General features: G+C 36.3%; 16 protein-coding genes and 1 tRNA gene. 5 read left to right on the forward strand and 12 right to left on the reverse strand.

Going from position 1 to position 13,009, the window contains the following annotated elements:
* Window positions 1-5: 5 nt before the first annotated feature.
* A complete protein-coding gene (locus ON09_RS06680; protein WP_010600285.1) occupies window positions 6-611 on the forward strand; it encodes a thioredoxin family protein in 606 nt (201 codons plus the stop codon).
* Between the two features lie 32 nt (window positions 612-643).
* Here the strand turns inward: ON09_RS06680 and ON09_RS06685 are convergent, their stop codons facing one another.
* The 5 genes from ON09_RS06685 to ON09_RS06705 all read right to left on the reverse strand — a co-directional run bounded on the left by ON09_RS06685 (window position 644) and on the right by ON09_RS06705 (window position 3,338).
* A complete protein-coding gene (locus tag ON09_RS06685; protein WP_010600286.1) occupies window positions 644-856 on the reverse strand; it encodes a hypothetical protein in 213 nt (70 codons plus the stop codon).
* Window positions 857-897: 41 nt separating this feature from the next.
* Window positions 898-1,296 (reverse strand): hypothetical protein, encoded by a 399-nt coding sequence (locus tag ON09_RS06690; RefSeq protein WP_010600287.1) that lies wholly within the window; start codon window positions 1,294-1,296, stop codon window positions 898-900.
* Window positions 1,271-1,579, reverse strand: coding sequence for a hypothetical protein (locus ON09_RS06695; protein WP_010600288.1), 309 nt, complete (start codon window positions 1,577-1,579; stop codon window positions 1,271-1,273). Before ON09_RS06695 ends, ON09_RS06690 begins: the two co-directional genes overlap by 26 nt.
* 153 nt (window positions 1,580-1,732) lie before the next feature.
* On the reverse strand, window positions 1,733-2,113 hold the full coding sequence (locus ON09_RS06700) for an SRPBCC domain-containing protein (RefSeq protein ID WP_010600289.1): 381 nt from the start codon (window positions 2,111-2,113) through the stop codon (window positions 1,733-1,735).
* Window positions 2,114-2,147: 34 nt separating this feature from the next.
* Entirely contained in the window at window positions 2,148-3,338 is a 1,191-nt protein-coding gene (locus ON09_RS06705) for an acyl-CoA dehydrogenase family protein (protein ID WP_010600290.1), read from the reverse strand.
* Window positions 3,339-3,449: 111 nt separating this feature from the next.
* On the opposite strand from ON09_RS06705, the gene folB reads away from it, so the two are divergent.
* Complete coding sequence (gene folB / locus ON09_RS06710) at window positions 3,450-3,818, forward strand: dihydroneopterin aldolase (RefSeq protein ID WP_010600291.1); 369 nt, start codon at window positions 3,450-3,452, stop codon at window positions 3,816-3,818.
* A 22-nt stretch (window positions 3,819-3,840) separates the two neighbouring features.
* On the opposite strand, the gene ON09_RS06715 is transcribed toward folB, so the two are convergent.
* A complete protein-coding gene (locus ON09_RS06715; RefSeq protein ID WP_010600292.1) occupies window positions 3,841-4,329 on the reverse strand; it encodes an acyl-CoA thioesterase in 489 nt (162 codons plus the stop codon).
* Window positions 4,330-4,396: 67 nt separating this feature from the next.
* On the opposite strand from ON09_RS06715, the gene ON09_RS06720 reads away from it, so the two are divergent.
* Together ON09_RS06720 and ON09_RS06725 are read left to right on the forward strand one after the other, a co-directional pair.
* A complete protein-coding gene (locus ON09_RS06720; protein WP_010600293.1) occupies window positions 4,397-4,831 on the forward strand; it encodes an Hsp20/alpha crystallin family protein in 435 nt (144 codons plus the stop codon).
* Window positions 4,832-5,027: 196 nt separating this feature from the next.
* Window positions 5,028-6,344 carry a hypothetical protein gene (locus ON09_RS06725; protein WP_010600294.1) on the forward strand — a complete coding sequence of 439 codons (1,317 nt, stop codon included), beginning with the start codon at window positions 5,028-5,030 and terminating at the stop codon, window positions 6,342-6,344.
* A gap of 14 nt (window positions 6,345-6,358) precedes the next feature.
* Here ON09_RS06725 and ON09_RS06730 read toward each other — a convergent pair whose 3' ends face one another.
* From ON09_RS06730 to ON09_RS25125, 3 genes are all read right to left on the reverse strand, one after another.
* Window positions 6,359-7,381, reverse strand: a complete 1,023-nt coding sequence (locus tag ON09_RS06730) for a S66 peptidase family protein (protein ID WP_010600295.1) — start codon at window positions 7,379-7,381, stop codon at window positions 6,359-6,361.
* 315 nt (window positions 7,382-7,696) lie between these two features.
* A tRNA-Met gene (locus ON09_RS25120) sits at window positions 7,697-7,768 on the reverse strand.
* A gap of 7 nt (window positions 7,769-7,775) precedes the next feature.
* Entirely contained in the window at window positions 7,776-7,937 is a 162-nt protein-coding gene (locus ON09_RS25125; RefSeq protein WP_010600296.1) for a hypothetical protein, read from the reverse strand.
* Between the two features lie 339 nt (window positions 7,938-8,276).
* Between ON09_RS25125 and ON09_RS06735 the strand changes: the two genes are divergently transcribed.
* Window positions 8,277-9,575 carry a DEAD/DEAH box helicase gene (locus tag ON09_RS06735; RefSeq protein WP_010600297.1) on the forward strand — a complete coding sequence of 433 codons (1,299 nt, stop codon included), beginning with the start codon at window positions 8,277-8,279 and terminating at the stop codon, window positions 9,573-9,575.
* Between the two features lie 162 nt (window positions 9,576-9,737).
* On the opposite strand, the gene ON09_RS06740 is transcribed toward ON09_RS06735, so the two are convergent.
* The 3 genes from ON09_RS06740 to ON09_RS06750 form a co-directional block, all read right to left on the reverse strand.
* Window positions 9,738-11,018 (reverse strand): OmpA family protein, encoded by a 1,281-nt coding sequence (locus ON09_RS06740; RefSeq protein ID WP_010600298.1) that lies wholly within the window; start codon window positions 11,016-11,018, stop codon window positions 9,738-9,740.
* A 231-nt stretch (window positions 11,019-11,249) separates the two neighbouring features.
* Window positions 11,250-11,780: an RNA methyltransferase gene (locus ON09_RS06745; RefSeq protein ID WP_010600299.1), complete on the reverse strand. Its 531-nt coding sequence runs from the start codon at window positions 11,778-11,780 to the stop codon at window positions 11,250-11,252.
* 48 nt (window positions 11,781-11,828) lie between these two features.
* Window positions 11,829-13,009 (reverse strand): galactokinase (locus ON09_RS06750; RefSeq protein ID WP_010600300.1); only part of this gene is annotated, 1,181 nt, incomplete at its 5' end.

Here is a 13,009-nt window from a genome sequence, read left to right on the forward strand (position 1 = left end):
TCGTTATGAAAAATCTATTTCTAATTGGCTTACTACTGGTTTCGAGTGTTGCGTTTGCACAAACCAACGGTTATAAAGTTGGTGATGTAGTTAAAGATTTCTCATTAAAAAATGTAAATAACAAAACCGTTTCGTTAGCTGATTATCAAAACGCAAAAGGATATATTGTCGTTTTCACCTGCAATACCTGTCCGGTTGCGAAAGCCTATCAAGAAAGGGTCTCGAACTTGAACAACACTTTTGCGGCTACAGGTTATCCGGTGATTGCCATAAATCCAAATGATGCCGGTGCTGTTCCGGGCGAAAGCTTTGAAAAGATGCAAGTTTTAGCTAAAGAAAAGAATTTCAGTTTTCCATACTTATTAGATCCGGAACATGTAGTAACTAAACAATTTGGTGCTTTAAAAACACCTCATGTTTTTGTGTTGAGCAAAACGGGCAATGGTAATGTGGTAGAATATATCGGTGCGATTGATAATGATGCCGAAGGCGATAATCCGGATAAAGTGAACTATGTAGAAAATGCTATCAAAGAATTATCTGCCGGTAGAAATCCAACTGTTTCTTTTACCAAAGCAGTGGGTTGCAGCATAAAATGGAAGAAAGAATAACTTAGGCATCCTTTCTCTATAATCAGTAAATATTATTTCTTCCTTGAAGCGACAAAAACAAAAACACCTGCTACCAAAATAATTCCGCCTACATATGGTGGCCAGTTTACTGATTTCTCTTTATCTGCCGAAATTTGGATGGGGCCAGCATCAACAATTTTTTCTTTTTTAGTATAGGTAAACCCTCTCCAAACGAGCATGGCTATTCCAACTATAATTAATATAAGTCCTACAGATTTGTTCATAATGTTTTTCTTTTACGAACATATCTAAGCATATTATTGTTTTAAAAGGAATAACCTAAGGTAATTTTGGCAGAGTTGTTTCTCAAATTTGTTCCATTACTAAATATGCCATAAACCTTCCTTATTTTAAGGAAAAAGGATAGGTCTGTTGCCAAGCCATTAATTCTTTCATCTGTATAATTAATATTGCGCTTTAAACCAATGGTACTTCCAATAAATAATCGGAAACCGTATTGCCGATCTTTATTTTTGCTTCCTTGCCAGATAATTTCAGTAGATCCACCTGTGGTAAACATTGTGGTCTGATTAGCGCTTATGGAAAGTGAGTCGTTAGTTGACCTAACATTTTTTCTAAATGAACTATAACCGCCACCTTCATACACAATGGCGTTATCCCAGCTGATGATTCTAAATTCAGTATTCCCTGATCTTTCCAGCAATTCCGATTGAAGTTCTGGCACCTAGACCGATAAAACCTTGATCATAAAAATTTTTAAGGACGATACGTTGTGCGTTTTCATATCCGTTGCCGGTTCCGCCAAAATAGGTGAATGCCCCATAAGAAAAATTAATATTATCTATAACATGTGAACGATTATAATTTACAAATCCCATTACCATTTCGCCGGTTTCGAATGGAAGGCTATTGTTTGCAAAACTGGCACTGATATAGTTTTTTGATTTCACACTGTCGGCCATCATGGGCTTTGGAAGATATGCCATGTGATTTGATGTTGCCGCAGGTGTATAAAACACAGGCAATTTGCTAACTACACTGCATGAGGAAAAAATTGTGATCGAAAATGATCCAATTAGGAGTAGAATGTTTAGAGAGCGCATAAATTTAGAAATGTTCTAGTTCTTTTGTATTAAATGTTATTCATCAAAGAAATCAACTAATCCTCCAATAAAATACTCATCAATTCCTTCAGTAAAATCTTTGTAATCTTCATCAGGGATATTGGTTTGCTTAAATTCCAAAGAGGTTCCCTTTTTATCTTCGTGAAGTTTAATGGTTACAATTGAAGGTTCTCCTTCTTCACCGAAATACCATTGTTGTACAATCTTCTTATTTGTTTCAAACTCGATATTTTTTCCGACAATATCACCATCCCAGAATGAAAATTCTGTACCCGGAGTTTCTTCAAACTCAACCTCTGCACCTGTCCAGAGTTTTATGCTGATGTCTTTCGTAAGCGCAAGATAAACTTCTTCAGGGCTTGCTGGTATATAAGTATATTTTTTATAGTCTTTCATCAATACTCTATCTCAATATTTTTCTAATTCTATTTTATTTGAAAGCGTTTATGCCTGTAACATCCATTCCGGTAATTAGTAAATGAATATCATGAGTACCTTCGTAAGTAACTACAGATTCAAGATTCATCATGTGACGCATAATAGAATATTCGCCGGTAATACCCATTCCACCAAGCATTTGACGGGCATTTCTGGCTATATCCAGCGCAACCTCAACACTATTTCTTTTAGCCATTGATATCTGTTCGGCGGTGGCGCGGTTTTCACTTTTAAGCACACCAAGTCGCCACACCAAAAGTTGCCCCTTAGTAATTTCCGTTACCATTTCAGCCAGTTTTTTTTGCTGTAACTGGAAACCACCAATAGGTTTTCCAAATTGTATTCTTTCTTTTGAATAGCGTAAAGCTGTGTCATAACAATCCATAGCAGCGCCCAAAGCACCCCATGCAATGCCATAACGGGCCTGGTTCAAACAACCCAATGGACCTTTTAAGCCACTAATTTCTGGAAAAACATTTTCTTTCGGAACCTGAACATTATCAAATACAAGCTCACCCGTTGCTGATGCACGTAAACTCCATTTATTATGGGTTTCTGGAGTTGTAAAGCCATCCATTCCGCGTTCAACCACCATACCTCTGATTTTGCCCGACTCATCTTTTGCCCACACCACTGCAATATCAGCAAAAGGTGCGTTGCTGATCCACATTTTAGCACCATTTAATATATAGTGCGAGCCAGCATCTTTAATATTGGTAACCATCCCACCTGGATTTGAACCATGATCAGGCTCAGTTAACCCAAAGCAGCCCATTAGTTCACCGCTGGCTAACTTTGGAAGATATTTTTTACGTTGATCTTCACTTCCATAGGCATAAATTGGATACATTACTAACGAACCTTGCACAGAAGCAGTTGATCGGATGCCAGAATCCCCACGCTCAATTTCCTGCATCAAAATTCCATATGCTGTGTAATCTAAACCTGCTCCACCATATTCAACTGGGATCGTGGGACCAAATGCGCCAATATCAGCTAATCCTTTAATTAAATGTTTTGGAAATTCGGCTTTTTGCGCATAATCTTCAATGATTGGACTCACTTCTTTTTTCACCCATTCCCTGGCCGTATCCCTGATTAATTTATGCTCATCAGTTAATAATTCATCTAAAAAATAGTAGTCTGGAGCTTCGTATAGGTCTTTTTTGGTTGATATGCTCATTTAAGTTCTTTTATCTGGTTAAGAAATCCGTTCATTTCAAAGGTAACAATTTACCGCAATGAGCATTATATTCGCAGATAAAAAATTAATTTTGATCCATATATTATATAGATGAATCCATTCAAACAAACTGTTGCTTTAAAAGATGTGAAATGTTTCGCGTTGCATGGCTTCTATCCGGAAGAGCAGCTTACGGGCAATCATTTTATTGTCGATTTAGAAACAACTTTCTTGCCCATAGGGTTTGACGATGAGTTGGCTCAAACAGTAAACTATGAAGACTTAAACCAAATTATACTGGAAGAAATGAGAAACACACAAAAGCTTCTGGAAACTGTTCTAAATAATATCATCAATAAAGTTATTGCACTATACCCATTTGTGGAAAGGGTAGAAGTGAGCATTAAAAAGCTTAACCCGCCAATGCCTGGTCAGGTGGGGCAGTCCTTTGTTCAACTCAGTTATCAAACAGAAAAATAGTAAAAGGCTTTTACAATAAGTATTATTTGTTTAGTTGTTCGAAGCCGAGCATTTTTTGTCTTTCTGCTTCTGGAATAGTAGTTGGCCTGCTCGTAGTGTAGTCAACTGCGATGCAAACCGTTTTCCCTTTGCTGCAAATCACTTCTTCACTGCCTTTTATCTTTACGATTTGATATTCCAAGTCGAAACTCGTGTTTCCTATTCTGGAAGTTTTTACATGCACTGCTATTTTATCATTCATTACGATCGGTAATATATAATCAATTTCCGCATGTGCGATTACAATACCTGTTTTCTTCCAATCCCAGTTTACAATCTCTTCCCAATATTTTGTCCTGGCAATTTCCAGATAGGTAAAATAAACAGAATTATTCACATGACCCATCATATCGAAATCTACAAAGCGTAAGTGGATATTCGTTTTATAGTTGAACTTGTCGGAAAAATCGCGGATATCTGCCAGTTTGTCTTTTGATTTTGAAATATTTTGCCATAATGTCTTAAAAATCATAAAAATTTGGTTTGGTATATAAGTTGAATAGAGGTTAATATCAAATAAAAAATAAAAAATTAGAGATATGACACTAGTAAATTTTAACAACAGAACACGCCACACAGCTCCATACTTTAACAATGTTTTCGATTCATTGTTTAGCGATGCGGTAACTAAAAACAAAATGGTTGATAAATCTCCAAACGTAAATATTTACGAGAACGAGAACGCCTTCATCATTGAATTGGCTGCACCTGGCCTAAAAAAGGAAGATTTCCAAATTAACTTAAAGAAAGACACCCTTTCGGTTTGGGCAGAAGTTAAAAAAGATGAAACTCAGGTTGCTAAAGATTTTACACGTAAGGAGTTCGACTACAGTTCATTTGCAAGGTCGTTTAATTTACCTGATACTGCCGACGGTGATCGTATCACTGCTGAATACAAAGACGGCATTTTAAATATTAACATCAGCAAAAAAGATGATAGTAAGCTACAACATAAAGAAATCGTAGTTTCATAGCAAAATATTCTCGAAAGAGGGTTTTCATAATAGTTTAAGTTTAGGTTTTATAAGGTTAATGCTGGATGGCATTAACCTTATTTTTTTTGCATCAAATAGTTCATATGCCATACCGCCCTGGTTTTAAATTTAGACCAATTTTTAAACGGGATATTTTCAAATGGAAACTAATAAACGATTTTTGTACTTTTGCCGAATGGTAAGAGAAATTCTGGACACTAAACGTAAGGCATTAAAAATAAACCTCGATCCCCGCATTTATGGCACTTTTGCTGAGATCGGAGCAGGGCAGGAGGTTTCAAGGAACTTTTTTAATGCTGGTGCAGCATCCGGAACGGTAGCAAAAACCATGTCAGCATACGATATGACATTTAGCGATGCCATTTATGGCGCTGAAACCAATGGTAGGTATGTATCACAAAACCGACTGCTGCAAATGCTTGATCATGAATTTGGCTTGCTTAACGAACGTTTATCAGGTGAAAAGTATGAGAGCAGGACATTTTTCGCTTTTGCAGATACCGTTACCACTTTAAACTACAAACGTACAAATGAGCCTCACGGCTGGGTAGGACTTCGTTTCCAGAATGAACCAGGCGGATATCCAAATGAGATATTTTTTCATGTGCGCTTGCTCGATACGGATGTAAATATGCAGCAGCGTGTTTTAGGCATAATAGGCGTAAACCTGCTTTATGCCGCATTTTATCATTATCAGGATCCAAAGTTAATGGTCGAATCCTTAGCTGATAACCTAACTATTGGGTCTGTAGAAATTGATTTAATTTCTGTTAAGGGACCTGCCTTTCCTGAAGTTGACAATATCTTGCTTAATCTTTATATGATTATGAAGGATTTCTCGGCAGCGGCAATTTTTGATGCTGATGCCCATCCACGTCAGGCTAAAGATTTGCTGTACAAAAAAGATATCATGATTTTAAGGACCAAATATGGCCAGAAATCATTACCTAACTTCAATTTATTTAATAAGGCTACCGATCAATTTAAGCGCACTAACAAGGTTGAAGACGGGAATTTGGCCGTGATGATTGAGGTTTTATTAACCAATGTACTAACTGACGATCAGGAAACGCCTGATGATATCGATTTGGAGTCGGTTGCCAAACGTACTCAGGAGATGTGCGATACCGGAAATATTGTAATCGTATCTAACTTTACCCGTCATAATCGTTTGGCAAAATATCTGGCTCGTTGCAAACCTAAAAGCGTCGGCTTAGCTACCAATATCAATAACCTTAAGTTTGTATTTAACTCTACAAATTTCAAAGGCGAAAATTATTCAGGGCAGCTGTTAAGTTATGTAAATGATATGTTTAATACGAATGTCCGTTTATTTGCCTACCCATTTTTAGATAAAAAAACGAATGAAGTGGTTACAACTTCTAACATGCCGGTTACGCCTGAAGCAAAACCACTTTTCGATTTTCTACTGATAAATGGATATATAACTGATATTGAGGATTATGCTGATGACGAGGTAAAAACAGTTTAATGTTTTGAATAGTATTAAACCGATCTCAACATTGAACCGCTATTGCTTACTTCCAAAACATGAGTAACACCACATTTTAAAGCAAAATTGTTCCGTTGGTGGCCGATAGGAAAATCGAAAGCAACTGGATAATTATATTCTTTTACCTTTTCCAGAACAATATCATAGATTGTTTTACCAAACTCTTCGCCGGCATCATCAGGTTTAACTTTGAAACCTCCGATAATTAACCCTTTTAGGTTTTTGAGTTTTTCGCTGCGCTTCAGGTTCCAAAGCATTCTATCTATACTGTACAAATATTCGCCTGTATCTTCAATGAATAGTATCCTATTTTTAGTATCTAAATCAGAGTGACTGCCGGCTAACGTTTCTATAATACTCAAGTTACCACCAACCAGAATGCCCTCTACTTTCCCCAATCTATTATTTAAATTGGCAGGAGCCTTATATCCCATTTTTTCACCAAGCAATGCATTTTTTATAGAGAGAATTGTTTCAATTTGGATCGGTTCGGCTTTTCCCCAATCATCAGGAAAACTATTGCACATTTTGGAATGAATGGAGGCGATGCCGTAATTCCTTGATAGGTGACAGTGCATAACAGTAACATCACTGAAACCAATAATCCATTTCGGGTTGTTTTTAAATGAAGAAAAATCCAGCTGATCGATAATACGGACAAAGCCGTAACCACCGCGGGCGCACATGATGGCTTTAATATTCGGATCATCCATCATTTTCTGAAAATCTGCCAGCCTTTCAAAGTCTGTACCACCAAAGGTGAAATCACGCTTTCCAATAGTTTCTCCTATTTTAACCTTAAATCCCCAACTTTCCATTTGCAACGCAGATGGTCGAACTTGCTCCGTAGTAATAAATCCTGCCGGACTGGTGATCCCAATGGTATCCCCAGGTTTTAAATATGGTGGAACTTTAAACGACCGACCTTCATTCTCTATAGTATTAGCAAAAATTTTAAACGACGGGACTAAGCTTGCTGCTGCAATAAACGAGGAAAGAAAATGTTTTCTGTTCATTTAGAAGGTGAATAATGATTAGTGGCGCTAATATAAGACATAAAATTTTGCGATAAAAGAAAAGGGATTTATATCCATAAATCCCTTTTTTAAACCAAACAAATTAATCTGTAAAAGATTAGTATAATGTGAATTATGTAAATAACCGATAAGTAACTAGAATGTTTTGATATTTTTATTTTATTGGTGGCGACTAAAAAAATGAAGGCTACCCATCGCGGATAGCCTTTGCTAACAACAAAACAAATATAAGATAACCAAATCTTACCTGATCTCGAGCAGGAGTCAGGATGAAAGTGTTATGAGAACACTTTGCGGCCTAGTAATGGATTCGAACCATTATCTACAGGTTTATGAAACCGCTACCTTCCAATCGGTCAACTGGCCGTAAATGCTAAACTGGTTTTAAGGCTAAAAAATCCTTCAATGCAGCAATATGTTCTTGATTTAGTTTATCTTCATCAACTGAAATATTTTTATCGTCAACTTCAATTTTTAACGGGTAGTTAAAGTTTGGATATTCATCTATTGCTGGATATTGAAAATAGATTGACATGATTTAGCGTTTAATTGTTCAACATATTTTAGTTAATGATTCATGTTGAGGCAAATATATAAATAAGTATACAATATCTATAGAATTAGTAGGGTTTATTTACAATTTGTATTTAATGATTTGATTATCAAGTAAATAAATTTAACATTCTCGGGCGCAATCGAAATCAAATACTAAACTGAAGCAACTCCACAACCGGAAAAGGGTTTTTAACTTTCGAAATCTAATGATCAGACAAATATAAGTTATAACCTGAAATCATTTTGAAGCCTTAAAATTCAATTCTCGAAAGCTAATTATTTTAAGGATATTTGCATTTCAAAACATAAAAATATAAGCGTGTCATTAGAAAAATTAAAACTGAGTAAACCACTTGTAGCAGCCATGACTGAGGCAGGATTTTTAACCCCAAAAGAAATCCAGGCTAAAACGATGTCGCGAATTTTAGGTGGCCAGGATGTTATTGCGGTAGGACCAGAGGGAGCAGGAAAAACAACAACCTACGTTTTAGCAACTTTGATGAAGCTGAAATATGCCTTTGAAGAAGCACCAAGAGCCCTGATTTTAGTACCTGATGCTGAACATGTTGATCACGTATTGGAACAGTTTAAGTTATTAAATAGAAATAGCACATTCCGGATTTTAGGTATAGATAGTCGTGGTGCTGTAGATACACAAATGAATGAAATAACTGATGGTTGTGATATTATAGTTGCGGTACCAGATCGGGCCAGAGCTTTATATTTAAAATTAGCATTGAACACAAACAAGATTCAGTTATTTATTGTAGACAATGCCGAACTCATCGTAAAAAAAGGTTTGCAGCTTCCGGTGGTCGAACTGGCAAATAGCGCCTACAAATCGCAACATATTGTATTTACTGAGGTGATGCATGAAAAATTAAATCACATGATTTCACCGTTTATGAAAGATTCTACCTCAACTATTGAGGTGGATGAAATTGGTGAAAAGCAAGCGGAGGTTTATCCGCAGATGCTATACCATGTTCCGAATTTCAGGACAAAGTTGAACCTATTAACCTTATTGCTAAATGATGCGGAATTTTTTGATAAGGTTGTGGTTTTTGTCAATACCCGATTAACGGCTCAAACCGTTTATAAAAACTTTAATAATCCTAAAGAGGGCGAAATCAGTATTTATCGTTCTTTGTTTTTCGATGATAAAGGTTATGATGATATTGAAGACTTCAAAGCTAATCCTGAAGCCCGAGTTTTAATTGTAGCTAATGAAAATTTAGGTGATTTAGATATCCAGGGTATTCCATTTATTTTACATTTCGAATTACCGGAACAAAAGGAAAATTTAATTCAGCGTATTGTGAAGCAAAATGAGGAAGAGGTAGTTGCGATTACATTTTCAACTGATATCGAACTGATCGAGGTTAAGAAAATTGAGCAAGCCATTGGCCAACGTATGGACATAATGGAGTTGCCCGAAGATTTAAAAATTGTTGATGCTGCAGCTAAGCCTAAGAAAAAGAAAAAAGATGAGGATGAAGATTCTTCTGATCGAGGTGCAGCGTTTCATGAGAAGAAGGCCAGTAATTTGAAAAACTATAATTACAGCGCTGGTACCAAGGCCAAAATGACTTATAAAAACAAAAAGGGCTTGTCTTAATCCTCAAACCCATTTGTAATTTGCCTGCTTCAGTTCATTAACGTACATGACTAAATGTGCTTAGATAGGCTCAGCATGACATGCTTCAAGATGATAATAAAAATTATTAAACGCAAAAAGCCCCGATTTCATCGGGGCTTTTCTATTTCATTTAACTATTGACTAGTATAATGTAAATTCTACACGACGGTTTTCTTGACGACCGGCAGCAGTTTTGTTTGTAGAAATTGGTTGATCAGGTCCGTAACCAGTTGCTTCGATTCTTGAAGCATTAGCACCTTGAGATACTAAATAAGCTTTTACTGATTCGGCTCTTTCTTTAGATAAACGTAAGTTTAACTCTCTACCACCAGTATTATCTGTGTGACCAGCTAATTTTAAGCTAAAGTTTTTCTCTACCAATAAACCAGCAACTCTGTTTAATGAAGCATATGATTTAGAACGTATAGTAGATTTACCTAAATCAAATTCTAAGTTAGAAATTGCATCTTTAACAACTTTACGATCTTCTTCAGTGATTACTTTAGTTTCTCTGATAATTTCACGTTGAACTTTGATTGGGCAACCAGAACCGTCTACAACAGTACCTGTTGGTGTTCCAGGGCATTTATCAAATTTGTTAGCTACACCATCGTTATCATCATCAGCTAAATCTTTAGCATATTGATCTCTGTCGCGTTGTGCATTTTGCTCAGCAGTAGATAATGCTCTTCTTAATTCAGCACTTTCTTCAGCACTTTGTTTACGTAAATCAGCAATAGCACTGTAGTTTTGTAATTGTGAATTTTCTTTGTTTCCTAAAGCAAATTCTAAACCTGCGTGTGCATAAGAGAATCTGCTTTCGTTGTAAACAGATTTAACTGTTGGAGAAGATTTGATGAAGTTGATATCATAACCAAAATCAAGGTTAATTCCTTTTGCAACACCTAATTTAAAACCAACACCAGTTGGGATAAACCAACCTTCTCTACCGTTGAATACTTCAGTAGTTCCAATCTGTGAATCTGAAGACATATAACCAGCACCCGCTTTAACATAAGGGATTAATACTGCATTCTCCGTATTTAAACTGAAGTTAGCAATGTTTAATACTGCTGTTAATGATCCAGACCAAGAAATGCTGTTTTTCTGTTCTAAACTTCCAAAAGCATTTGCAGTTTTCATTTCTCCACGTAAAAAGTCTGCTTGTAAACCTAAAGCCGGAAGGATTTGTTTTTTGATGAAAGCACCGTAACCGATACTTTTAAATTCTCTTGCATCTACACTACCACCACCTAAAAAAGTATTTTGGCTTAAGATACCTCCGTGAGCACCAACACTCCAGGTTCTTAAAGATTGTTTACCAAATCTACTGGTTGTAGTAGGTGTTTCTTGTGCAAATAATTGTGATGATAATCCCAACAGGGCAACCAACATTGTTGATTTTGTAATTCTCGAATTCATGTTTTTCGTTTTATAAATAATAGTCTCTTAACAGTTTTTATAACATACTGTTTTGCATCCACTAAGAAAAAACCTTGCCAAAAGCAATAAATGCTTCGCAAATCACATATTATCAGAAGTTTATGATTGAAAATTAACTTCACAAAAAAGTTACCTAAACCCCAATTGCAAGTGTTTAGGTGTATAGAATTGTATACAAAAATTAGATTAGCATTAAAAAATAAGGATATCCTAAAGTCTCAATTTTGCGAAAAAATCCCAGAAAACTATTCCAGCAGAGATAACAATATTAAAAGAATGCTTGGTTCCGAATTGCGGTATTTCAACGCATTCATCAATTTTTAACATTACCTCATCGCTAACGCCATCCACCTCATTTCCGAAAATTAAAGCATATTTTTTGGAAGGATCAGGTTTAAAAGTGTTTAACATGGTACTGTTCTCCGCTTGTTCGATGGCGATAATTTCATATCCTGCTTGACGTAAGGCATCAACAGCTTCTATTGTTGTAGGGTAGTATAGCCAGTCTACGGATTGCGTAGCGCCCAAAGCCGTTTTTTCGATTTCGCGATGTGGCGGTTGAGCTGTAATACCGCAAAGTATTACCTTTTCTAAAGCAAAGCCATCAGCGGTCCGAAAAATAGAACCCACATTGTGCATGCTGCGAACATTATCTAAAACTGCTACAACAGGCAGTTTTTCCTGTGCTTTAAACTCCTCAATATCCGGACGATTTAACTCGTCTAATTTTAATTTTCTCATGTTATAGTAGCCGCAGATAAAATAATTCTGCGAACGTATAATTATATTCTAAAGTTTAACGGGCCCACTGCCAATTTCACTTACATAAATTGCGGCAGGATAACCAATCTTGTCGACATAATAGTCTGTTAAGTGTTTTGCGAAATCCTCTTCAAAACCTTTCTCCAATAATGCAATAGCACAACCGCCAAAACCGGCACCAGTCATTCGGGCGCCTATCACATGATCATATCCTAAACAAAACGACACAACAGCATCTAACTCTTCTCCGCTTACTTCATATAATTCTTTTAACGATTGATGAGAAGCATACATCAATCTGCCGAACTCATCCAGGCTTCCACTATTTAATGCTTTAGCGGCCAAATGGACACGATCATTTTCTTTAACAACATGTGTGGCTCGTTTCAAAACTGTATCATCTGTGATGAGATGACTGTGCAGGGCGAATTTTTCTGCATTTAACTCGCAAAGATGATGCAACGTAATTTCCTCATTCAGCACACTTAAAGCCTGTTGGCATTCTGCAACTCGTTCGTTATATTTTGAATCGGCCAGTTCCCGTGGTTTATTAGTATTGATAATTGCTAACACATATTTGCCTAAATCAACATCAACCATTTTATATTTTAGTGTTTCGCAATCTAATACAATGGCCTTATTTCTTTCTCCAAAAGCTACCGCAAACTGATCCATAATGCCAGAATTTAATCCGATAAATTCATTTTCTACACGCTTGGCCAATTTCACAAGTTCAAGTTTATCGTAACCTAAATTTAAATAATCATTTAGGGCAAAGGCGGTCGCGATTTCAATTGATGCAGAAGATGATAATCCCGAACCAATTGGAATATTGCCAAAGTATAAAAAATCGAACCCATTTATCTCTTTACCATCTTTTATGAACTCATTGATTACGCCGATGGGATAATTTGCCCAATAAGATCCATCTTTCTCATGGAGGCGATTACTTTCCACTTCTTTATCACCATCAAAGTTTAAACTTTTAAATCTGTATTTCTGATCGTTGTTTGGGGCAATTGCAATCCAGGTACCTAATGTAATTGCACATGGCATCACAAGGCCGCCGTTATAGTCAATATGCTCACCAATCAGATTTACGCGACCTGGACTAAAATAAATAGCATCGGCATTTTTGTGGTATTGTTCTGCAAATTTTTGGTCAAGTTCAATTTTCATTTGGTTAAAATATTTATTAGTGTGTACGT

The sequence above is a fragment of the Pedobacter agri PB92 genome, assembly GCF_000258495.1.
Lineage (GTDB): Bacteria > Bacteroidota > Bacteroidia > Sphingobacteriales > Sphingobacteriaceae > Pedobacter > Pedobacter agri.